At 60.1% G+C, this 20,465-nt stretch carries 21 protein-coding genes, 1 rRNA gene and 1 pseudogene (1 of these 23 only partly in view); 9 read left to right on the forward strand and 14 right to left on the reverse strand.

Annotated features, from left to right (window positions below; genetic code table 11):
* Positions 1–358 precede the first annotated feature (358 nt).
* Positions 359–1,147, reverse strand: a complete 789-nt coding sequence (locus BFQ01_RS15980; RefSeq protein WP_065926004.1) for an MlaA family lipoprotein — start codon at positions 1,145–1,147, stop codon at positions 359–361.
* A 164-nt stretch (positions 1,148–1,311) separates the two neighbouring features.
* Between BFQ01_RS15980 and BFQ01_RS15985 the strand changes: the two genes are divergently transcribed.
* Positions 1,312–2,022, forward strand: a complete 711-nt coding sequence (locus BFQ01_RS15985; RefSeq protein WP_065926005.1) for a response regulator — start codon at positions 1,312–1,314, stop codon at positions 2,020–2,022.
* A complete protein-coding gene (locus BFQ01_RS15990; protein ID WP_065926006.1) occupies positions 2,019–3,338 on the forward strand; it encodes an ATP-binding protein in 1,320 nt (439 codons plus the stop codon). The genes BFQ01_RS15985 and BFQ01_RS15990 overlap by 4 nt, the downstream gene beginning before the upstream one ends.
* A 22-nt stretch (positions 3,339–3,360) precedes the next feature.
* Here the strand turns inward: BFQ01_RS15990 and BFQ01_RS15995 are convergent, their stop codons facing one another.
* From BFQ01_RS15995 to BFQ01_RS16005, 3 genes are all read right to left on the reverse strand, one after another.
* A complete protein-coding gene (locus BFQ01_RS15995) occupies positions 3,361–5,604 on the reverse strand; it encodes an ATP-binding protein (RefSeq protein ID WP_065926007.1) in 2,244 nt (747 codons plus the stop codon).
* Complete coding sequence (locus BFQ01_RS16000) at positions 5,601–6,215, reverse strand: biliverdin-producing heme oxygenase (protein ID WP_065926008.1); 615 nt, start codon at positions 6,213–6,215, stop codon at positions 5,601–5,603. The genes BFQ01_RS15995 and BFQ01_RS16000 overlap by 4 nt, the downstream gene beginning before the upstream one ends.
* Positions 6,216–6,411: 196 nt before the next feature.
* Positions 6,412–6,792: a response regulator gene (locus BFQ01_RS16005; protein WP_065926009.1), complete on the reverse strand. Its 381-nt coding sequence runs from the start codon at positions 6,790–6,792 to the stop codon at positions 6,412–6,414.
* Between the two features lie 198 nt (positions 6,793–6,990).
* Here BFQ01_RS16005 and BFQ01_RS16010 point away from each other — a divergent pair, with 198 nt between their 5' ends.
* Together BFQ01_RS16010 and BFQ01_RS16015 are read left to right on the forward strand one after the other, a co-directional pair.
* A complete protein-coding gene (locus tag BFQ01_RS16010) occupies positions 6,991–7,533 on the forward strand; it encodes a 3-demethoxyubiquinol 3-hydroxylase (RefSeq protein ID WP_235865605.1) in 543 nt (180 codons plus the stop codon).
* Between the two features lie 42 nt (positions 7,534–7,575).
* Positions 7,576–7,950: a c-type cytochrome gene (locus BFQ01_RS16015; RefSeq protein WP_065926010.1), complete on the forward strand. Its 375-nt coding sequence runs from the start codon at positions 7,576–7,578 to the stop codon at positions 7,948–7,950.
* On the opposite strand, the gene BFQ01_RS16020 is transcribed toward BFQ01_RS16015, so the two are convergent.
* Genes BFQ01_RS16020 through BFQ01_RS16040 form a run of 5 tightly spaced genes read right to left on the reverse strand, consistent with a single transcriptional unit; the run spans position 7,951 to position 12,673 of the window.
* Entirely contained in the window at positions 7,951–9,972 is a 2,022-nt protein-coding gene (locus BFQ01_RS16020; RefSeq protein ID WP_065926025.1) for an LTA synthase family protein, read from the reverse strand. It abuts the gene before it with no gap.
* On the reverse strand, positions 9,972–10,571 hold the full coding sequence (locus BFQ01_RS16025; protein ID WP_065926011.1) for a hypothetical protein: 600 nt from the start codon (positions 10,569–10,571) through the stop codon (positions 9,972–9,974). The genes BFQ01_RS16020 and BFQ01_RS16025 overlap by 1 nt, the downstream gene beginning before the upstream one ends.
* Positions 10,571–11,839, reverse strand: coding sequence for a sialidase family protein (locus BFQ01_RS16030; RefSeq protein WP_065926012.1), 1,269 nt, complete (start codon positions 11,837–11,839; stop codon positions 10,571–10,573). Before BFQ01_RS16030 ends, BFQ01_RS16025 begins: the two co-directional genes overlap by 1 nt.
* Before the next feature lie 22 nt (positions 11,840–11,861).
* Positions 11,862–12,407, reverse strand: a complete 546-nt coding sequence (locus tag BFQ01_RS16035; RefSeq protein ID WP_065926013.1) for a cytochrome b/b6 domain-containing protein — start codon at positions 12,405–12,407, stop codon at positions 11,862–11,864.
* Positions 12,407–12,673, reverse strand: a complete 267-nt coding sequence (locus tag BFQ01_RS16040) for a PepSY domain-containing protein (RefSeq protein WP_065926014.1) — start codon at positions 12,671–12,673, stop codon at positions 12,407–12,409. The genes BFQ01_RS16035 and BFQ01_RS16040 overlap by 1 nt, the downstream gene beginning before the upstream one ends.
* Before the next feature lie 147 nt (positions 12,674–12,820).
* Here BFQ01_RS16040 and BFQ01_RS16045 point away from each other — a divergent pair, with 147 nt between their 5' ends.
* The 3 genes from BFQ01_RS16045 to BFQ01_RS16055 all read left to right on the forward strand — a co-directional run bounded on the left by BFQ01_RS16045 (position 12,821) and on the right by BFQ01_RS16055 (position 15,523).
* Positions 12,821–13,483 carry a response regulator gene (locus BFQ01_RS16045; RefSeq protein ID WP_065926015.1) on the forward strand — a complete coding sequence of 221 codons (663 nt, stop codon included), beginning with the start codon at positions 12,821–12,823 and terminating at the stop codon, positions 13,481–13,483.
* Complete coding sequence (locus BFQ01_RS16050) at positions 13,480–14,832, forward strand: sensor histidine kinase (protein WP_065926016.1); 1,353 nt, start codon at positions 13,480–13,482, stop codon at positions 14,830–14,832. The genes BFQ01_RS16045 and BFQ01_RS16050 overlap by 4 nt, the downstream gene beginning before the upstream one ends.
* 124 nt (positions 14,833–14,956) lie before the next feature.
* Entirely contained in the window at positions 14,957–15,523 is a 567-nt protein-coding gene (locus BFQ01_RS16055) for a hypothetical protein (RefSeq protein ID WP_065926017.1), read from the forward strand.
* On the opposite strand, the pseudogene BFQ01_RS32580 reads toward BFQ01_RS16055, so the two are convergent.
* Positions 15,462–15,797 (reverse strand): annotated as a pseudogene (locus BFQ01_RS32580) (S-type pyocin domain-containing protein); the annotation flags it as partial. The gene BFQ01_RS16055 and the pseudogene BFQ01_RS32580 sit on opposite strands and share 62 nt — an antisense overlap.
* 404 nt (positions 15,798–16,201) lie before the next feature.
* The gene (locus BFQ01_RS16060) at positions 16,202–16,825 is read right to left on the reverse strand and encodes a hypothetical protein (protein WP_027607593.1); all 624 of its coding nucleotides are present in this window, start codon (positions 16,823–16,825) and stop codon (positions 16,202–16,204) included.
* Between the two features lie 214 nt (positions 16,826–17,039).
* Between BFQ01_RS16060 and BFQ01_RS16065 the strand changes: the two genes are divergently transcribed.
* Positions 17,040–17,732, forward strand: coding sequence for an EndoU domain-containing protein (locus BFQ01_RS16065; protein ID WP_065926018.1), 693 nt, complete (start codon positions 17,040–17,042; stop codon positions 17,730–17,732).
* A 62-nt stretch (positions 17,733–17,794) separates the two neighbouring features.
* Here BFQ01_RS16065 and BFQ01_RS16070 read toward each other — a convergent pair whose 3' ends face one another.
* From BFQ01_RS16070 to BFQ01_RS16080, 3 genes are all read right to left on the reverse strand, one after another.
* Positions 17,795–18,373, reverse strand: a complete 579-nt coding sequence (locus BFQ01_RS16070) for an RNA polymerase sigma factor (protein WP_065926019.1) — start codon at positions 18,371–18,373, stop codon at positions 17,795–17,797.
* 347 nt (positions 18,374–18,720) lie between these two features.
* Complete coding sequence (locus BFQ01_RS16075; RefSeq protein ID WP_065926020.1) at positions 18,721–19,092, reverse strand: PH domain-containing protein; 372 nt, start codon at positions 19,090–19,092, stop codon at positions 18,721–18,723.
* Positions 19,093–19,116: 24 nt separating this feature from the next.
* Positions 19,117–19,446 carry a hypothetical protein gene (locus BFQ01_RS16080; protein WP_065926021.1) on the reverse strand — a complete coding sequence of 110 codons (330 nt, stop codon included), beginning with the start codon at positions 19,444–19,446 and terminating at the stop codon, positions 19,117–19,119.
* 602 nt (positions 19,447–20,048) lie between these two features.
* Between BFQ01_RS16080 and BFQ01_RS16085 the strand changes: the two genes are divergently transcribed.
* Positions 20,049–20,465: ribosomal RNA gene (locus BFQ01_RS16085) — 16S ribosomal RNA — on the forward strand (it continues 1,120 nt past the right edge of the window).

A 20,465-nucleotide genomic window follows, 5' to 3' on the forward strand; every position in this document is an offset into this window, starting at 1 on the left:
GCAATACGCTGCCCTTCTTCCTGCGGTTCAGAGCAAGTTCCCCTTGCCCAGGCTATCCAGGCCGCCACTTCTGGGGCGGTTGCGCGATGAACCGTCAGCTTCCTGAGGCTCCAGTTGCAACTGAGGGTCTTCAATGCTGCGTTTCTTGCGTTGCAGGGCTGTGTCGTCCTGCGGCGTAGTGGGGGGAGGAGGGGGGAGCGGTGTCGCGTTGATGGAGCTGAGCATGGCAGTGTCCTTTTATCTATTAGTCGAGTGTTACTTCACCCCTTGGAGCGAAGTGCCGCCAAACTTATAGAGCAGGGCGCTGGCGAGCTATAAACGTCCTGCTGCAAGATATGACGACCTTTGGCTACTCGGCTCAGAAGTCATCAGCGGCGCCGTTCGCGCAACCCCCGGTCGCGGGAGTGGTCGCGCCGTCCTTGCCATCCAGCACAAACGCCGCACGGTTTTGTGCCACGACATTACGTATTGCGCTGTAATAGTCCGGCAATTTTTGCAGGCTGTCGGTGAGCGGCAACAGTGATGCCCGGGTATCCACGGTGCCACCTACCAGGCTGAGGGTGCCCAGGGTCTGCACGGTGTCACTGTCTCCCAACGGCGAGACCAGGAAACTCAAGACTTTGCCTGCCGCATCGCGGCTGTTGCTGGTGCCCAGCAGTGGCAGTTCGACAATCGGCCCGTTGCCGATGCCCCACACGCCGAATGTCTGGCCGAAGTCGGCGCTATGGCGCGGGATGCCCACGCGGTCTGATACATCGATCAGTCCCACCACGCCCACTGTGGTATTCAGCGCAAAACGGCCAAGGGTATTGACCGAGCGCCTTGGGTTGCCTTGCAACAGGTCATTGATAAACACCTTCGGCTCGCTGAAGTTGCTCGCAAAGTTATGCACACCCTGCTGGAAAAAATCCGGCAGGTAGCGGTAGCCACGTGCTACCGGCGCCAGGGCGTAGTTATCCACCGTCCGGTTGAAGGCAAACACCCCGCGATTGAGCGGTTCGGCCGGGTCATACACCGGGTAATTCACCTGTGCGCAGCGGGTGGTGGTGCCCGAGGGGGCCGGGCTGGCGCAGCCCGTGAGGTAAGACACGGTCAACAACAGCACGACCTGGCGAGCCAGGTGCCGGGGATAGGTCAGCGAGCGCATAAGCACGGTCTCCGCAAAAGGGAGGCCGATGCTGGCAGCCGTCCCTTGCGCAAAGATGTCTGGTTTATTGCGGCGCTGACGCTTTATTGCACGATTGAAATATATGACGGGCTGCGTCGAATGGTTTTAGATGGCGCATCGACAACACCCAGTGATGCCCGCCTGTGAGCAACCTTTTGATCGTGGACGATGACCTTGAAGTCCTCGCGCTGCTGAAGAAATTCTTTATGCAACATGGCTATGCGGTCGAGACCGTCGCCGGTGGCACCGAGCTGTGGGCCGCCATGGAGCGTCATCCCGCCGACCTGATCATTCTTGACCTGATGCTGCCGGGGGAGAACGGCTTGTTGCTGTGCCAGCGCCTGCGCCAGCAGTACGCAACACCGGTGATCATGCTCACCGCCATGGGCGAACTCAGTGACCGCGTGGTAGGCCTGGAAATGGGAGCCGATGACTACTTGAGCAAGCCCTTCGACGCCCGTGAACTGCTGGCGCGGGTGCGTGCGGTATTGCGTCGGGCAGGCGAGGGGCGGCCGGTGTTGGGCGAGTCTGCCCGTCCCTTGATTCGCTTTGCGGGCTGGCAACTGGACGTTACGCGCCGTGAACTGCGCTCCCCCGACGAGGTGATGATCCCGCTGTCATCCGGTGAGTTCGACCTGCTGCTGGTCTTCGTCGAACACCCCCAGCGCGTGCTGACCCGCGAACAACTGCTGAACCTGGCGCGGGGCCATAGCCATGACGCGTTCGACCGCAGCATCGACGTGCAGGTCAGCCGCCTGCGCCGCAAGCTGGAGTTCGATACCAAGCGCCCGGCCATGATCCGCACCGTGCGCAATGGCGGTTATCAATTCACCGCCAGCGTGAGCCGTTCATGAGCCGCCGCCCGCGTGACACGGTGGCCCGCTGGATCGCCCTGACCATCCTGGTGGCGATGCTGACTGCGTTGGCGTTCAACGCCCTGTTTGTGCAATTGGCGGGCGTGTGGGCACGGCCGCCGTTGACCGAAACCGGGCTGCTGGAAAAAATCGCCGTGGTGGTGCGCGTGGTTGAAGGTTCGCAACCGGCGCAACGCGCGCACCTTGCGCAGGTTGTAGGCGACGAATCCTTCAGTGTGACGTGGGCGGCGCAGCGGGAAGCCTTTGAGCTGCCTGTGCTCGCCGACCCGGATTTTCATTCGGGCGAACAGGCCTTCAAGAACCTGCTCCAGGGGCCGGTGCGTCCCATGGAAGCCTACGAACCCTCCGATTGGCCGGGCGGCGATGGCCACTATGTGCTGCTGATGCAACTGGCCGATCAGTCCTGGCTGATGTTCAGCGCCCGTGCCCGCAGTTGGGGGCTGGACGAGGGCGTGCGCAGCGTGATTGTGGTGCTGCTGGTGCTGATCTCGACTGCGCTGGTTACCCTGGTCGCGACCCGTCGCCTGGCTCGCCCCCTGCAACACTTCGCCCAGGGCGCGCGGCGCTTTGGCGCCGACTTCCGCGCGCCGCCCATCGAGCCGGTCGGGCCCCACGAAATCCGCCAGGCGATCCTCGCGTTCAACGGCATGCAGGCGCAGTTGCGGCACTTTATCCAGGACCGCACGCAAATGCTCGCGGCCATCTCCCACGACCTGCGTGCGCCCCTGACCCGCCTGCGCCTGCGCGGTGAATTCATCGAAGATGCCGACCAGCAACGCCGGCTGTTCAATGATGTCGATGAAATGCAGGCCATGATCAACACGGCCCTGGCGTTCTTCCGCGACGACGCACGCCTGGAGCAGGCCACCCAGCTGGACCTGGCGGAACTGCTGCAAACCCTGATCGACGACTACCGCGACCAGGCGATTGAACTGGCTTTCAGCGGACCGCCGCGCCTGGTGTACTTTGGCCGGCCCTTGGGCCTCAAGCGGGTGATGACCAACCTGATGGACAATGCCATCCACTACGGTCGGGCGCCGGAAATCGAACTGCAACAAGGGCCGGCCGAAGTGGTGATCCGCGTGCTGGATCGCGGCCCGGGGATTGCGGCGCAGTATCGCGAACAGGTGTTCCTGCCGTTCTACCGCCTCGAAAATTCACGCAACAAGAGCACCGGCGGCGTCGGACTTGGGCTGTCTACCGCCCGTGCGATTGTGCTGGAACACGGCGGCACACTCACCCTGTCGGAGCGCCAGGGTGGCGGGTTGGAGGCGGTGGTGGTATTGCCGGTGTAACCGGTGCTCGCCACAGAGGCGGTCAGGTATGGGAGTCCTCAATCACCTTCGGCACCGTAAACCGGAACTCACTGCCACGCCCCACTTCACTTGCAGCCATGATCTTGCCGCCATGGGCGTGGACAATCCCTTGGGTGATATACAGCCCCAGGCCGGTGCCGGTGGGATTGTTTTCCGACTGGGTCCAGTAGCGATCAAACACGTGGGGCAGTTGATCAGGCGCAATACCTGCGCCTGAGTCACGCACCGAAAACACGATCTCTTCACCATTGGTCATCGCACTGATGCCGATATTGCCCTGGCGCGGAGTGAACTTGATGGCATTGCCGATCAGGTTCGACAGCACCTGGAACAGCCGCTCCGGGTCGCCGTTGATCTGCAGGCCAGGCTCGGCGTTGAACGACAGGTCGATGCCTTTTTCCATCGCCAACGGCGCGAGCAGGGAATAGGCCTCTTCGAACATTTGGCTGACGTCCAGGGCAACGGGTTTGACCACGTAGCGCCCGGCCTCGATTTTCGAGGTGTCGAGCAAGTCTTCCAGCAAGACGTTCATGCGTCCGGCGGCCTGTTGCATGGTGTCGATGGCCGAGGAAATGCGTCGCGAGGTGTGCGGGCCGTCGGAACTGAAGGCCTTTTGCATCATGCCGCAGAGCATGGAGATCACCGTCATCGGGTTGCGCAGGTCGTGGGACACCACCGCCACCAGGTCATCACGGGCGCGCACGGCCTGTTGCTCGCGCAGCACCTGGCGAGCCAGGTCGTTTTCCAGGGCAGAACGACGCAGGTCGTTGGCGGCGAACAGGTCGCCATGGCTCCACTTGGTGGAAATACCGGCCATCTCCACCTTCCAGATTTCAAACGAGGTACGCGGGCGAAGGCGCAGGCCGGCGTCGGAGTTTTCCAGGTCGAGCGGCTTTTTCGGGTCACCACTCCAGTTAATGTTTTCTTTCACTTCCGGGCGGAACCACAGTACGCCGTTATCCACAGGCTTTGGCAGGCTCATGGCCAGGACACCGCTGGCCACCTGTTGGAACTCGGCGCCTGGCGGGTAGATCGACACCAGGTTATGGCTGGAGAACACCGGCTCGCCGCTGTCCTGCAGCCACTTGTGCAAGGCCCGGATCTGCGCCGGTTCCGGGCAGTTGCCGTAGCGGTGCAGTTGCTTGTCTTCGATGATCGCCACGCCGCCGGACAAGGTCAGGTCCATCAGCACCTGGCCGCGCTGGGCCAGGCCGTCGAACACGTTTTCTTCGGAGGCCTTCATGGCTTTATCCAGCAACGCCAGGGCCTCGACTTTTTCTTCTCGCTGACGGCTCAGGTCCAGGGCTTCCATGGCGCTGATCTGCAATGACAGCACCTGACCGATGGTCTGGCAGGTGATACGCAGGTCATTGGGCACCAGCAGCGGCTCGCGGTTGCCGCAACTGATCAGGCCCCAGAGCTTGTCGCCCTTCATCAGCGAAATGCTCATGGACGACAGCACGCCCATGTTTTGCATGTACTGGCAGTGAATCGGCGACACGCTGCGCAGGGTGGCAAAGCTCAAATCCAGCGGCTCACCGGTATCCGGGCGCAGCTTGGGCAGCAGGGGCACCGGCTCGTAGGCAGCATTCGGGATGATGCGCAGCCAGTTGGTGCGATACAGCTCGCGGGCCTGCTCCGGGATATCGGACGCGGGGAAGAACAGTCCGTTGAACAGCTCCATGGACGGTGCCGACGCTTCCGCGATCACCTGGCCATGGCCTTCTTCTTCGAAGCGGTAGATCAACACCCGGTCGTAACCGGTCATGGCCTGGATTTCAGTCACGCTGATTTCGTACAGCGCTTGCAGGGTTTTCGCTGATTGCAAACGTTGCAGCATCTTGCCCAAGTCACTGCTGCGGCCTTTCAGGGCCCGTGGCCGGAAGTCCTTGAGCCGCGGTTCGAATTCCAGCACCAGCACGTCCTGATGGCGGTGCAACAGGCCTTCGAACTCGGCGCCGTTGAGGGTGACGTGCAAAGGCGGCGCATCAAGGAAGCTGTTGTGTTCGGCCATGGCCTGCACGGCCTGGGCGTGCTCGGCACCGATCAGCGCGTGCAGTGGCTGGCCCAGCAACGACTCGGGGGCGCGGTTGAACAGGCTGGCGACGTTAGTGCTGACTTGAATGATGTTCAGGTCGGGCTCCGACAGCGTCAGCAGCACGCCGTGGGGTTGGATCGCCCCCGGAAAGCGGATGGGCTCGTCGGCACAGTTGGCAAGCAGCTCTTCAAAATCTTCGGGTTTCATAGCAGTACCTCCTGGCTGTCGAGCCATTGCTCAAAGCAGCTGAATGTCGAGCGGGCCGCGTGCACCGCGCGCTGTTTGGCTGGCGTGTCCAGCGGCAGGCGGCCCAGGTAGTCGAGAAAATCTTTCCAGCGCCGACCGGTTTCGGCACCGTACACATCGAGGAACGCCCCTCCGTTGTCGGCGTCCAGCGCCAGGCGTCGAGCCATTTCCCGACGCAGTACCTGGCCGCCCAGGGTTGCGCCTTCAAGCACATACAAGGCGCCGAGGCAGGCGGCGGGGGTATCGAAAGCGGGCAATTGCACACAGTGCGGCAAGGCGTTGATCGCGGAGGCGTCCAGACCAAGGGCGTGAAGATCGTTGATCAGCGTCGGCGTTTTCATACGCAGCGTCGGGTCGAAGCCTTCAGGGATAAACTCACAGCCGTACAGCGCTGCTTCAATCGGACGGTAAAACCCGTAATACGCCTGGATCAGGCGCTGATACCAGCCGGCATCCAAATGTTCGGAAAAAAACGGCAGTCGTTTCTCCAACGCCACGTGCAATAGGCCGGTGCCTGCGCGCAACGCGTCCAGCAATGAGGGCGCACCACCTTCATGGGCCTGTGAATGCATTCAATGAGCTCGAACTGTGGGCCTTTCGGCCATGAATGACGCGTTGAAAAAGGCGACGATTCTACACAACACATAAGCATCAGCTGAACGCACAAGGCGAAAAGGCTGACCAGCGGATCAGAAAAGTCGCTCCCTGCTTAAGTAAGTGACCATAAGGGCTGCTGCGAAGTTCGGCATCAATGATATCGCGACGCTATCAATGCATGGACGCCCCCTGCTGGGTCAATGCCGTTTGCACGCACTCAAGTAAATGCTCGGTGCTCCACGGTTTGGGCAGGAACCGCACGGAGCCACCCAATTGCTCCGCGAGTCTGGCGTTGCCCGAGGTGAGCAGCACCGGCACTGATGGCCAACGGTGCGCCACCACCCGGCTCAAGTCATAGCCGTTGAGCAAACCCGGCATCTGCACATCGCTGACAATCAAGTCCACCGGATCATCGCCGCGTTCCAGGTAAATCATTCCTTCATCGGCTGAAGGAAAAGACGTCACAACCGCGCCGAAATCCTCCAGTACATCCACCATCAACGACCGAATGATCTCGTCGTCTTCCAATACCAAAATCGATGGCTGAGCCATGATCCTTACTCCACCATCAGGGTTCAGTAAGGTGGAGTGGAACGGGGCGGGTTAGGTTCGATTGGATGCGTATGGGGCGATGGGTGGTCAGTTTCGAGGGTCTAGGTTGCGCATTTGCGCGGAGGTACGGCAGGATACCGGCGCTCTGCAATCAGGATCGGCCCGAATCCCGTGGGCCCTCGCACAAGGTCGTCAACCGTGAACGCTTCCGCAGCCCCCTTGATCGACCCTGACCTGGGCAATCGCATGATCAAAGTCGACCACGCCGGCGAGCATGGCGCGATCTGTATCTACAGCGGCCAGCTGTTTATGGCGCGATTGTTTGTACCCGGCATGGTGGGTGAGCTCGAGGAATTCCTGTCCCACGAACGTCGCCATCGCGCGGTGTTCCAGGCCGAGTTGCAACGACGGGGTTACCGACGCTGCCGCAGCTACTGGCTTTGCGGCCTTGGCGGGCTGGTGCTGGGCCTGCTCACCGGGGTGTGCGGGCGCAAGGCTATTGTTGCCACCACCGTCGCGGTGGAAAGCGTGGTGCTCAAGCACCTGGCTCATCAGCTTCATGCGTTACGCGAAATCGACCCACTGGCCGTGACGGCCATTGCTTCCATCGTTGAAGAAGAGCAACACCACCATGACCACTCGGCTGCGCAGATCGATGTGCAGGATCCCTGGTTTCGTGCGCTGACGCCGGTGGTTACGGCGTGGACCGAAGCGGTGATCTGGATGGGCATGCGCTCCTGACAAACAGGCATAATCGCCGCCAACACCGATGTGGAGTCACCCATGAAGTACGTCCTGCTGACCCTTGCGCTGATTCTCAACACCAGCGCCGCCAATGCCGCCGGCGATGCCGAGGCCGGCGGCAAACTCTTCACCAAGACCTGCGGCGGCTGCCACAGCGTCGGCGAAGGCGCACGCGGTGGCTTTGGCCCGGAGCTCAACGGCATCATCGGCCGACCTGCCGGCACCACCGCCGACTATCAATATTCGGACGCGATGAAAAACTCCGGTGTGGTCTGGACCCGCGACAAGCTCGCGGCCTACATCGAAGCGCCCAAAAAGGTGGTGAGTGGTACGCGCATGATTTTCTGGGGCATCAGCGACCCGGAAAAAATCGACAATATCCTGGCGTACCTCGAGACATTCCAATCCAAGTAATCACTCACGCACATTCCTGAACAGCATCAATCGCGCACTCTCGTGCAGCCCACGGGTCAGTGCCTGCAGGCGCTGGAATTCCTCGGGGTGCTGCGCGGCCACATCGTCACGCGGGGTGAGTGATGCCAGGTCATGCAAGGTGGGTGAGCTGCCGTCGTGCTGCATCTGCAGCAAAAAGTGCCGGGTCACGCCGCCGATGATCGGGAAGGTGCCTTCGCGCAATACCAGCGGCACCACGCGTTCGCCCTCGGGCGCCGGTTGCTGGATGTCCCGGCCCATCGCACCGTTGCGAAACGGTACGCCTGCCATGCCGGCCACGGTGGGCAGCAGGTCGGCCAGCCCTACAGCTTCCTCGATCACCCGAGGCGCAAGGCCGGGAGCGTGGATCAGCAGCGGCACGTTGTTACTTTCCAGGCCCAGCTGTTCGAAGGCCGGCGCCATGTGCGGGATCTGGCTGATGCGGGTGTTGTGGTCGCCGAAGAACACAAAGATGCTGTTGTCGTAGTAGCCACCGGACTTGGCGATTTCCATCAGCCGGCCGATGTTGTAGTCCAGCAGGCGTACGGCGTTGTACTGCTCGACACTGCGGGAGCCCGCGGCCTGGGCCTGTTCCAGCGTCACGTGGCTGAGCTGGAAGCCATCGTTGTGTTTGGGGATGGTGAAGGGGCGATGGTTGCCGGAGGTTTGCAGGTAGGCAAAGAACGGTTGGTCCTTGGGAAGCGTGCTCAACAGATCGTCAGCTTCCTTGAACAGGTCCAGGTCGGAAATCCCCCACACGTCTACCCGTGGCGATTGCCAGTCGCTCTCCTCGAACAGTTGCACATCGTCGATGCTCTGGCGGATCAGTGCATTGATATTCGCCCAGCCGGCGTTGCCGCCGATCATGTAGAACTTCTGGTAGCCCTCGAATGCATTGATCAACGTGTGTTGCCGCGTGATCAACGGGTTGCGCGTGGCGGTCTCCTGGCGGGTGACGTCGGGCACGCCGGTGATGCTGGCCCACACGGTTTTCGCGGTGCCGGTGACGGGGACGTAGAAGTGTTTGAAGAACCAGCTTTGCGTCGCCAGTTTGTCCAGGTTCGGCGTGGGGTTGAGCGGGTTGCCATAGGCACCCACGGCACTGGTGCCGAGGGATTCGAGCATCACGAAAATTACGTTGGGCGGGCGCTCGCCGGCCAGTCGATAGGGCTGCACGCCTTGTTCGCGGATGAAGTCCAGGGACTGGGCATCGGGTTGGGGCACGCCCAGGTATTCGGCGACTTGCGGGTAATACTGGCGGACCTGGGCCTCATCGAACTGCGATTGGCCGACCTTGAGCGTGTCATACAAAAACAGCACCGGGTTCAGGCCCACGGCGGCCAGTTGGCTGTTGCCGGCAAAGAAGGCATCGCTCCAGCGCAGGGGCACCGGGTTTTCCAGGTTGAGATGGGCGACACGGCCCAGCAGGGCCAGCAGCACCGCGACGACGCCCATCACACTCACCAGCGCCAGTGCCGGTTTGCTGATGGCGGTGGGCGCTTGATCCAGGGTCAACCGCTCCAGGCAGACCAACGCCCAGACCCAAAGCGCCACCGCCGCGAGCCAGCAGGCGGTTATCCACAGTACCGGGTAGGTTTCCCACACCATCTGCTGGGAAATCTGCGCATCCTGCAGGTAACGCAGCACCGTCGCATTGATACGCACGCCGAGGTAGGCGTAGTGGCCGAAGTCGATGATGTACATCAGCCCCACCCCCGCCAGCGCGATGACCAGATAACCGCGCGCCAGCCAGCGCAGGGCCGGCAGGGTGGTGAGGTTCCAGCGCGGCAACCACGCCAGCACGGCCAGCGGCAGCAGGATCAACACCGCCAGGCGCAGGTCGAAACGCAGGCCGATTCCCAAGGTTTCCAGCAGCGCCGGGGTGTTCAAGTCCAGGCCGGAAAAAACCAGCACAAACACCAGCCGCAACGCAGCCAGCAACACAAATACCAACCCGATCGCGCCCAGGCCGTAGCGCAGGCGGCGTGATTGCAACGCACTCATCATTGACCCCGGTGCCATTTCAAAAGAGGGCGCCAGGCGGCGCTGATCAGCAGCCCCGCGCCGGCGATCAGGCAGTAACCGGTCAGCAACGGGTCGACCAGATAATCCCAATAGTTTTCCGACGCCTTGAGCCGTAACGCAAAAGCCAACGTGCCCATCGCCAGCATCCACACCGCCAGCGTATTACGCAGCCACAGCATCAACAGTGCGGCCGCCGCCATCAGGGCGATCATCGGTCGCGGGTTGAAGCCCCAACGGTACGGGTCGAAGTAGGTCAGGCCCAACGTGGCCGGGTACAGCACCAGGCTCAGCAGGCCAAACAGCAGCAACGTCTGCACTTGATGCCGACGAGCGAGCGGTTGCACTAAGCCCAGGCGGCTGAGCATGACCCACGCCAACAGCACCAATGTGCAGATGGCCAGGTCATCGGTAAAACTGCGCACATACGCCGCCAGCGGCAGCTCGTTGACCGGGATAAAACTGACCGCTACCAGCACCGGCAGCAGCCATGGCCGCCAGGGAGCGGTAAACCTGAGCGCGCTCAACAGCACAAACCCCAGCAGCACAAAACTCAAATGGGCCTGCCACACAGAAACCATCACAGACGCTCCGCCAGCCAGGCTTCGTTGAAGCTGACATGTTTGATGAAGGTGTTATTCCACGAGTACACCACGTGGTACATGCCGTCCGGACTGCGGCTGAAGTACGGGTACTCGTATTCGAAATCGCAGCCTTGGGGTTTGCATACGCGGTAATCGAGGTTGCTGAGAAAGCGCTGTTCCAGCGGCAGGCGTTTGGCGCCGCTGGAGGCGCGGAAGCCTTCGCCGATGATTGCTTTATAGGCCTCGGGGGAGAACGGTTGGCCGAGCGGGTCGGGTGACTCATCCAGTTGCACCACGGTGCGCCATTGGCTGAGCTGGGCGTCGGTGCCGTAGAGGCTGAGCTTGAAGCGGCCGTCCTGCAGGTCGTTGAGGGCCACGAGCAGCCCGTCGTCCTCGGTACCCACCGCCGCCAACGATGAATTGGGATTTGCCGGTTCCAGCGGGTACGGCTCGCTCCAAGTTTGCCCCGCATCTTCGGTGCGGCTGGCCAGGACGCGGTGGTGGGTGTCGCCGGCGTAGCGCAACATCGCCACCGCGCGCTTGCCATCCAGCGGCACGATAGTGGGTTGCAGGGAATTCTTGCCGCGGCTGATGCGGAATTTGTCGATTACCGCGCCGTCGGCACTCAAGTACAGGTACTCGGCAAACTTGCCCATGAACTCGTGGTACACCGGCAGGCCGATGGAGCCGTCGGCGTGGAACACCGGCGCGGCGCGTACCAGGGTACTGATGTTGAAAAACGGTGAGGTCACCAACTGTCGGGGCGCGGACCAGTTGGCGCCGAGGTCGTCGGACACCATCAGGTTGATTGCACTGGTGGCCCAGCCACCGACCGACACCGACACATAAAACATCCACAGGCGTTTATCCGGCCCCAGGGCAATCACCGGATTGCCGAGCTTGCGGATATAACGCTGGGTGCCGTCGCGGGTGCTTTCCCGCGTGGCCAGCACCTGCTCGGCACCCCATTCGCCACTGCGGGCATCGAAGCGTGCGGTGCGCACCTGCACATCGGCGGCGCCTTCACGCGAACCGGCAAACCACACGGCCATCAAGTCGCCGCCGGGCAGGGCGGTGACCGAGGAAGCGTGGACAAAGTCAGTGAGCTGCGAGGACACAAAACGGCTGGTGTATTGCGGGGCCGCCGCCACCTTCGAGGTGTTCGGCGCCACTTGGGCAAAGTGTGCCAGTACATGGGGCGGATGGCTTAGCCATGCGGCCAGGAACACGCCGAGCAGGCTGCAGATCAGTAAGGCGGAGCGCATAGAGAACCTGTCGAGAAAAGGATTACTGCGCAGGCTCATCCGGCAGGCGCTTCCTGCGACCGGTGAGCATGGATAACGGCAGGTTGTCCCGCACCTGGATACTTTCAAACACCGCGGCCAGCACATGGATGCACACCAGGCCCAACAGCACATTGGCGGCGGTCTCATGGATTTGCAGGGGCCAATCGGCGCCCCACAGGGCATCCACTTCCTGCATCAAAAAGCCGCTGATGCCGACGGCCAGCAACGCCAGCAACATCAACAGCATCACCAGCGCGCCGAGGGGCGAGTGGCCCAGGCGATGCTGCGGGCGGCGGTTGAGCAGCGAGCGCAGATGGTTTTTCAAGCGTTTCGGGGTCGGCCAGAAATCCGCCCAACGTGCACTGCGCGGCCCGATGAATCCCCACACCACGCGCACCAGCAGCCAGGCCATGGCGTAATAGCCCAGCCAGACATGCCAGTCGTCGCCTGCTTCGTTAAAGAAGTAATTGGCGACAAAGACCCCGGCGATCGACAGATGAAACAGCCTCACCAGCGGGTCCCACAGGCGCAGGGATTCGCCTGGCATCAGCCTTTGATCTCAGTCTTCACGGCCTTGCCGGTGACCGGATCGTGGTAGATCTCTACCTTGCGCTTGTCCTTGTCGAAACCGTAGATTTCGTAGCAGTTGCCGTCGGTGACCTTGAACTTGCTGATCTCGTAGCCTTCGGCCTTGAGCTTGTCCTGGAAGGCTTTTTCGTCTTGCCATTGCGAGCGTTCGGCGGTGGTGCATTGCGGACCGGCAAGGGCCAGGGGGCTGGCGATAATCAGGGACAGCAGGAGAATTTTGCGCATGGAAAAGCTCTCAGCAGATGTGGGAGATTTCACAGTGCAAAATCAACCTTAGCGCAACCTTAGTTGGCAACGCGCGGTAACATCTTTGCCGAAATAGCCTCGGCCAGAACCCGGCATGATGCCGCCGATTCCTACAGAGGTTTTGCTATGCGCCTACTCCTTGTCGAAGATGATCGTGCCCTTGGCCAAGGGATTCGCGTGGCATTGGGCGTTGAAGGCTACACCCTGGATTGGTTGCAGGATGGCGTTGCGGCCCTGCATGCCCTGCGCATGGAAAGCTTCGACCTGTTGCTGCTCGACCTCGGCCTGCCGCGCCTCGATGGCCTGGACCTGTTGCAGCAACTGCGCGCCGAGCAGCACGACCTGCCGGTGCTGATCCTCACCGCCCGCGACGGCACCGCCGAGCGCATCGCCGGCCTGGACGCCGGTGCCGACGACTACCTGGTCAAACCCTTCGATGTGGAAGAACTCAAGGCCCGCGTGCGCGCCTTGTTGCGCCGCAGTCAGGGCCGCGCGCAACCGATGCTGGAACATGCCGGCGTCAGCCTCGATCCAGCTACCCAGCAAGTGCGGTACCTGGACGCGGACATCATCGTCACCCCGATGGAATACCAATTGCTGCACCAACTGATGGTACGCCCCGGCAAAGTGGTGACCCGCGAGCGCCTGTCCCGCGCGTTGTATGGCTGGCAGGACCGGGTCGAGAGCAACACCTTGGAAGTGTTGATCCACAACCTGCGTAAAAAGTTATCCACCGAGCTGATCCGCACCGTGCGCGGCGTTGGCTATGTACTGGCGCTTAAACCATGACCTCCGTGCGTGCTCGTATCCTCATCCCTGTCCTGGTGCTGATCCTGTTGGGCGACGCGCTGATCAGCTGGCTGGTGCTGCGCGACAGCCACCATGAAATCGAAGAAGTCTACGACGCTCAACTCGCCCAAAGCGCACGCCTGTTGCAAGGCGTATTGCGCCAGCGCGACCCTGGCGAAGCCGACTGGGACCGCCTGTACCAGGCCTTCGATCAGGCCATGAGCCGTGTCGGCGAAGACGGCGTTGCCCACCCTTATGAAACCCGGTTGACCTTCCAGGTGTGGCGCAGCGACGGCCAATTACTCGTACGCTCCGCCGAAGCGCCAGTGTTGGCCGCACCGCCGGCTACCCTGGGCTCCCACGACATCATGGACAACGGCAACGACTGGTGCGCCTTCCTCCTTGCCGACCCGCAGCAAGGCCTGCTGATATGGGTGGGCGAGCGCGACGATATTCGTCAGGACGTGATCCAGCGCATCATGCGCCACACCCTCTGGCCCACCTTGATCGGCGTGCCGTTGCTCACGGTGTTGATCTGGCTGGTGATCGGCTGGGGCCTCAAACCCCTGCGCGCCATGGCCCGCAAGATTCGCGGGCGAACCGCCGATACCCTGCAACCGCTGCACCTCAAGCCGCTGCCCAGCGACCTGGAACCGATGCAAACCGCGCTCAACCGGCTACTGGTCCAGGTGGATGATCTATTGGAACGCGAACGCCGTTTTATCGCCGACGCCGCCCACGAACTGCGCACCCCCCTGGCGATCCTGCGCATCCACGCGCAGAACGCCCAAAGCGCCGGTACCGAGGCCCAGCGGCGCGAAGCGTTGGACTTCCTGGTCAACGGCGTCGACCGCGCCACCCGCATTGGCAGCCAACTGCTGACCATGGCGCGTATCGAACCGCAGTTGAACAATCCCAAGTGCAGCCGCGTACAACTCACCGAGCTGGTGCGCGAAGAACTCGCCGAACTGACACCGCTGGCCATGGAGAAAGGCGTGGAGTTGGTGCTGGAAGGGGATGAAGACTGCTGGATCGAAACCGAACCGGTGGCGCTGGCCATCGCCCTGCAAAACCTGGTGACCAACGCCCTCAACTTCTCCCCGCCGGGCAGCGAAGTGAAAGTGGTAATTGGTGCCCATTGCCTTAGCGTGGAGGACCAGGGTCCGGGCATTGATGAGGCGGAAATGGGGCGTTTGTTCGAGCGGTTCTACAGTCGTGGCAATGCCAATGGCGCAGGGCTGGGGCTGGCGATTGTGGAGATGATCGTGGGCAAGATCGGCAGCCGGTTGGCGTTGCATAACCGTGAGCAGGGCGGCTTGTGCGCGCGGTTGGTGTTCAGCGAGGCCTGAAGCGATCACGGCTCAAATGTGGGCGCTGTCGAGCCCCTGCATCGCGGTCGCTCCACTGCGGAACATTCTGTTTAATCACTGGTCCAGTCATCATCATCTGTCACCCTGATAAGGACATCCTCCCGTGAAGCGAATCGCACTGCTCTCCCTGGCCCTGGCGCTGTGTGCCTGCCAATCCAACCCACGTGACTCATCGCCCAGCCTGCTCAAGGACGGCATCCAGCTGCGCCAGAAAACCGTGGCTGTCGATGCTGAGCACGCCAAAGTCATCATGAAAGCCTACGGCGGCACCGCTCCCGTCGAGTTCTCGATACGTCGCGAAGGCGACCCCGATCAACGCATGGAAACCCTGGGCACGGTGATGGATACAGGTGAAGGCCGCGTCTTCAACTGGATTGCAAAGCTCAACCAGACGGTGGCCAGCGCTGGGTTCAAGCGCTTCCCGCAGTTGGAGATCCAGGCAGATCCTGGCAAGAAGTTGACCGTTGCCAGTTCGTCCACCGACTCACGCCCTGGCATCTACGCCATTTGCGGGCCTCTGCTAAGTAGCTTCCAGCCTGAAAAGGGCAAGGTGTATCTGGTGGAGTTCCAGTTCAAACCTTCGGCGTGTGCGCAGCAGGTGTTTGACATTACGGATCCGGGGAAACGGGTTCTGATTGGGGGGGAGGGGAGTGAGGCGAAAGAGGGTTAGTTGGACGGCCGAACAAATGCGGATGCTGCGCTTGGAAGGACCTGAAGGTTTGATACTTCCAGCGCTCTCCGCCAGGGTCTTCATCGGTCGTGCTGACTTCGCCGAAGTACCAATGCTCTGATTCGAAAACGTTTCCTTTTTCGTCCTCGTGGCCACGGCTTTGGAACTGCACCACATCAATCATTTGCCAATCAGGATTATTGCCGGTGTAAAACCCATACCCCTTGAGCGTGCCGTCCTCGCGTTGCTCGATATGCAAGCGCATCTGCGAACTAAAAATCAACAGATGGCGAATACGGCGCCCGCGACGGCTGTGGGGTCAGGATTCGCTGTTTGAATAAATCTTCTTCGGTGGGGGGATAAAAGCGTTCTGACATGGATGGCTCACTTCCTTGTGCGAGGGAGTGAGGCTACGAGGGGGGATCAGAAGCTGATATCGGCTTAATTCGTTGGCTAGTGTCGGAAAAGTAGACTGATGTTTGAGTCAGTCGCGCTGCTTCGATTATTTCGATTTTCGTTTGTTTCGTTCAGTGACTCAAATGTGGGAATTGTCGGTGAAGGCCGGGTTTTCAACTGGCATGACACTCTCCGTATCCAACCCGGCGAGACGCCACGCAGCGAGGGGACGGGTGTGGTCAGGTAAGGCACGCGGCGATTTGCTCGCCGCGTGGTTCAACGTTACATCGGCGCGAAATCGAACGACCACAGGCCGCTGGCACGGCTTACCGTCACGTTCACCTCAGTGGCGGTGATGGGGGCGATGAACTGGGTCATGTCCGAGAAGTTCTGCACGATATAGGTCTGCCCGACCATCGGAGGCGTTGCCACCATGAAGTAAAAGTTGGGCTCGTATTCAAAGCTTACGGTCATGCTCGAGTCCACTTTTGGCATGGTCACTACAGGCCGACCGTTGACGTACCAGTTGCTGTCGAACTGCAGGTACGGGTTGGTTTTGTTGATGATGCCGCACTGCTGCGGTGTGAGTTTCTCCTTGGCCAGTGAAAGCGCCGCCGGCTCAAGGTACGGCGACAATCCGTTAGGGCTGACCGCCTGAAGCAAGGTACCAGGGTTAAGCGTGCGACGGCCCGAGATGATGGTATTGCTGTCTTTTTCACCAAGGGTGGTGACATCGGTTTCAATAATGGCCTCGTAGTCGAACGACTCCGTGGCACCGGCAGAGCCGGTCAGGATCTGCCAGGCGTGAATCCGATAATCGCGCTGAGGCTGTTGGGGTTTGAGAAATACCAGAACGGTCTTGCCTTCCATATCATCGACAGCAAAGTTCACATTGAATGTGGTCATTGTCCTTCTCCTTGTTCCCTGTTCAAGCCGGAGCAACATGCCTTGGCTTATCCCTCCTGACGTACCGAGTCACCGCTTGTGAAGATCTGTTTCAACTTCTTCCTCGCGGTGCAAGAAAGCCGTGCAGACGCGGTCATGTACGCTTCACAACTGTAGTCGCGTTGCGTCCTGACGAAGGGACATTCCGTCCCGATTGTCAGAAAGGAGTCTTGTCATGCACGCACTTACCGTCGTTGCCACGGGTGTGGCCAGCGCACTATTGAGCCTGTCGGCTGCTGCGCAGATGGACTGCGCTGCGGCTTCAGCCGCGGTGATCCCGCTACCGGTGCAGGTCAGCAACGTGGCTATCCCTAACAGCCGTAGCAACCCGCAGATAAACCAACGGCATATCTTCTGTGGCGAGATCAACGCCGCTGGCAATGCGGTGGGGTTTCACTCTCGGCCCGGTAACCATGATCCGCAGGTGGGGCCACTGGCGCTTGACCCGGTTGCCGCTCGTACCATCGGTCCTCGTACATACATGGTGCCTTACGGGCTTAATCCACCTAACGATTACCGTTATGCAAACGCCAACGTAGAAGTGCTTAACGTGGCGACGGGGACGTGGGTGGCCAAGGCAGGGCCTTCCACGTTCTTCCCCGACAGTTGCACGCAACAGCAGGTTGTCACGTCGATTCGCTATGCCTTCATGCACCTGAGCTCTGGCCTGGTGATGGGTGGGGGAAACAGCCAGATTTTCTTCGGGCCTTCCGCGCCGACGGTGATCGCCGTCGTTCCCAATCCTTATTGTGTTGATGAGCAAGGGCTGGCATTTACAGTTGGCGGCTATCTCAACGGTATTCCCCCTGCACCTGGTGCTGCCTTGGTTTGGTGGGTGAATTCCGCCTTCCCGATCGCGGCTTTCTGAGTATGGAAAAGCCTGCCCCAATGATTTGGGGCAGGCTTGTTCTTGCGGGGCTTGCCAATGGATCAAGTGCCGCAAATCGGACCGAGTAAACCCCGTAATTGCTGCCGTGCCAGTTGCACACGCTTTCGGGCGTTGGACTCACTGATCAGCAACGTGCCTGCCATACCTTCGTATTCCAGGCCATCGATGCAACGTAGCGCCAACGCCTGCGAAAGTGTCGCTGGCAACCGGCCGATGGCCAGGTTAAGGGCCTGCAAGGCTTCTTGTCCGCACGCATTGCGCTCCGGGTCATCATGCGGCGGTTGCCAGGTGACGCTTTCATACAGATCGTGATCAAGCCATTCAAGGCTGCAGGTGACCGGCGTTTTGCGCAGGCGGTCGATACAAAAGTTGTGCGCCACCCGCTTGAGCCAGGCGGGCACATTCTCCACGCTATTCAAGCGTTCGGGGGCCTTGCTCAACAGGTTGAACAAATGCAGGCGCACCTCGCTCAAGGCGTCCTCTGCATCCTGGGGGCGGCGCAGCAACCGTCGACAGCGCTGACGAATGATTGCGTCGTGATGGATCAAGAACAGCCAAATTTCATTCGGCGCACAGCCGTGCTCGACACCGTGCGGCTTCGCATCCCTGTCACTCGCCATAATCATTCCCTGATCAACTGCGGCGCCAGGCCCGACAGGCTTTTTTTGCAAAGCGTGTGGGGCACTGGCCGGAGCAAGCAGGACGGAATAACGACAGGGTTTGTGAACGTGGGCTAGTGAAATAAGGGGAGACGGTGTAGGAAATGCAGATTGGGGGGCGGTAGCCTCATGCTCCTGAGTTCTGGCTTGGTGAATGTGGGTAGCGTCAGCTGTTGACTGGGGGCTCCACTTAGTTGATGAGGTTGCGTGTAGTAAGCGGCGGTTTACTTTTAGGTAATCGGGCTCGGTTCAACAGCAGGATGACGATCAATAGGCGTCATCTTTGATGCTCTGAGCATGCCTGCTGATCAGGTCAGCAAGTGCTTGGAGATCAAGCGGGAGATTTCGACAATCGAGGTCTTGCCGGTGAATTCAAATTTCACTTTTCCCAGCGACGAAAAGTAAATCTCCAGTTCCGAATCCAGGTCAAACGTCCCGGACGTTTCCACCGAGTACGCGACGATGTTTTTGTACGGCAGCGAGGTGAAGTCCTTCTTGCTGCCTGTTATGCCTTGTACGTTCACTGCGATGATGCGTTTGGTGGTGAAGACCACGCCATCGCGCATGGCTTTGTAGGCGTCGATGACTTCTTCGCCGTCCAGCAGCAGGGCCGCGACGCGTTCGGCGTATTCGTTGTTTTGCTTGAGTTTGAAGAAGCCTTTGTTGTTGAAGTCGATCATGTGAAGGTCCTTGTGGTGAGTCCGTTACTGAATGGCTTTAAGGTAGTCCTTCAGTGTCGCGAGCAGTGGCTTGAGTTCCTCCAGCGTTGAGGCTTGCTGTACGTTGGTAGACAACCGCTGCAGCTCACGTCCCAATACCGTATCGGCCCCACCCAAAGCGACCAGTGCCTGCATCACACATTCGTCTATCTTCAGCAGAACTCCCGGCAGATCCCCCTGTCGCACCAGCAACCCGAACACCTCCCGCTCATACCTATCCATCACCAAGTCGTCCCTCAACACCGGGCTGCCGCCGTCCTCCTCATGCACGAGCTTGAGTGCAAAGAGCGCAACAGCTTCCAGCGTCAATTCCATGGTGTCGGTTCCTCTGGGGTTGGGGGAGGGCGATGATCCCTGTTCTGGGCGTGAAAACAAAGACCCGATGCGTACCGGGCTCTCTTGCGGTATTAAAGAGTCGCCTGACTTCACGGGGACACCGGAGTGATCCTTGGCAGTCGCATCCCCTATTGGCCAAGTACCCCTTCTATCTATATAGACGCAACGACGCGCTTCTTTTAAAGGCGGGCGTCGTTGCGTCGCGGTGTGGGTTCTCTGTTAAGGAAAAGATTTTCCAGAAGAGGGGTTGACCAGGTAATTCAATACTGTATTATTCGCCTCCCGCTGACGAGAGATCGGAAGCGCAAGTGGTTGAAGTTGTTGAAGAAATCTTCGAAAGCTTCTGAAAATAATCACTTGACAGCAAATGAGGCTGCTGTAGAATGCGCGCCTCGGTTGAGACGAAAGCTCTTAACCAACCGCTCTTTAACAACTGAATCAAGCAATTCGTGTGGGTGCTTGTGGAGTCAGACTGATAGTCAACAAGATTATCAGCATCACAAGTTACTCCGCGAGAAATCAAAGAATAACCAACGATTGCTGAGCCAAGTTTAGGGTTTCTTAAAAACCCAAAGATGTTTGAACTGAAGAGTTTGATCATGGCTCAGATTGAACGCTGGCGGCAGGCCTAACACATGCAAGTCGAGCGGTAGAGAGAAGCTTGCTTCTCTTGAGAGCGGCGGACGGGTGAGTAATGCCTAGGAATCTGCCTGGTAGTGGGGGATAACGTTCGGAAACGGACGCTAATACCGCATACGTCCTACGGGAGAAAGCAGGGGACCTTCGGGCCTTGCGCTATCAGATGAGCCTAGGTCGGATTAGCTAGTTGGTGGGGTAATGGCTCACCAAGGCGACGATCCGTAACTGGTCTGAGAGGATGATCAGTCACACTGGAACTGAGACACGGTCCAGACTCCTACGGGAGGCAGCAGTGGGGAATATTGGACAATGGGCGAAAGCCTGATCCAGCCATGCCGCGTGTGTGAAGAAGGTCTTCG

It is taken from the genome of Pseudomonas sp. 8 R 14 (genome assembly GCF_900005955.1).
Lineage (GTDB): Bacteria > Pseudomonadota > Gammaproteobacteria > Pseudomonadales > Pseudomonadaceae > Aquipseudomonas > Aquipseudomonas marginalis.

Excerpts from the sequence above, each read along its gene's own strand:
- BFQ01_RS15980 (WP_065926004.1), bottom strand. The coding sequence starts at position 1,147 with ATGCGCTCGCTGACCTATCCCCGGCACCTGGCTCGCCAGGTCGTGCTG.
- BFQ01_RS15990 (WP_065926006.1), top strand. The coding sequence starts at position 2,019 with ATGAGCCGCCGCCCGCGTGACACGGTGGCCCGCTGGATCGCCCTGACC.
- BFQ01_RS15995 (WP_065926007.1), bottom strand. The coding sequence starts at position 5,604 with ATGAAACCCGAAGATTTTGAAGAGCTGCTTGCCAACTGTGCCGACGAG.
- BFQ01_RS16000 (WP_065926008.1), bottom strand. The coding sequence starts at position 6,215 with ATGCATTCACAGGCCCATGAAGGTGGTGCGCCCTCATTGCTGGACGCG.
- BFQ01_RS16005 (WP_065926009.1), bottom strand. The coding sequence starts at position 6,792 with ATGGCTCAGCCATCGATTTTGGTATTGGAAGACGACGAGATCATTCGG.
- BFQ01_RS16015 (WP_065926010.1), top strand. The coding sequence starts at position 7,576 with ATGAAGTACGTCCTGCTGACCCTTGCGCTGATTCTCAACACCAGCGCC.
- BFQ01_RS16020 (WP_065926025.1), bottom strand. The coding sequence starts at position 9,972 with ATGAGTGCGTTGCAATCACGCCGCCTGCGCTACGGCCTGGGCGCGATC.
- BFQ01_RS16025 (WP_065926011.1), bottom strand. The coding sequence starts at position 10,571 with ATGGTTTCTGTGTGGCAGGCCCATTTGAGTTTTGTGCTGCTGGGGTTT.
- BFQ01_RS16030 (WP_065926012.1), bottom strand. The coding sequence starts at position 11,839 with ATGCGCTCCGCCTTACTGATCTGCAGCCTGCTCGGCGTGTTCCTGGCC.
- BFQ01_RS16035 (WP_065926013.1), bottom strand. The coding sequence starts at position 12,407 with ATGCCAGGCGAATCCCTGCGCCTGTGGGACCCGCTGGTGAGGCTGTTT.
- BFQ01_RS16040 (WP_065926014.1), bottom strand. The coding sequence starts at position 12,673 with ATGCGCAAAATTCTCCTGCTGTCCCTGATTATCGCCAGCCCCCTGGCC.
- BFQ01_RS16045 (WP_065926015.1), top strand. The coding sequence starts at position 12,821 with ATGCGCCTACTCCTTGTCGAAGATGATCGTGCCCTTGGCCAAGGGATT.
- BFQ01_RS16050 (WP_065926016.1), top strand. The coding sequence starts at position 13,480 with ATGACCTCCGTGCGTGCTCGTATCCTCATCCCTGTCCTGGTGCTGATC.
- BFQ01_RS16060 (WP_027607593.1), bottom strand. The coding sequence starts at position 16,825 with ATGACCACATTCAATGTGAACTTTGCTGTCGATGATATGGAAGGCAAG.
- BFQ01_RS16065 (WP_065926018.1), top strand. The coding sequence starts at position 17,040 with ATGCACGCACTTACCGTCGTTGCCACGGGTGTGGCCAGCGCACTATTG.
- BFQ01_RS16070 (WP_065926019.1), bottom strand. The coding sequence starts at position 18,373 with ATGGCGAGTGACAGGGATGCGAAGCCGCACGGTGTCGAGCACGGCTGT.
- BFQ01_RS16075 (WP_065926020.1), bottom strand. The coding sequence starts at position 19,092 with ATGATCGACTTCAACAACAAAGGCTTCTTCAAACTCAAGCAAAACAAC.
- BFQ01_RS16080 (WP_065926021.1), bottom strand. The coding sequence starts at position 19,446 with ATGGAATTGACGCTGGAAGCTGTTGCGCTCTTTGCACTCAAGCTCGTG.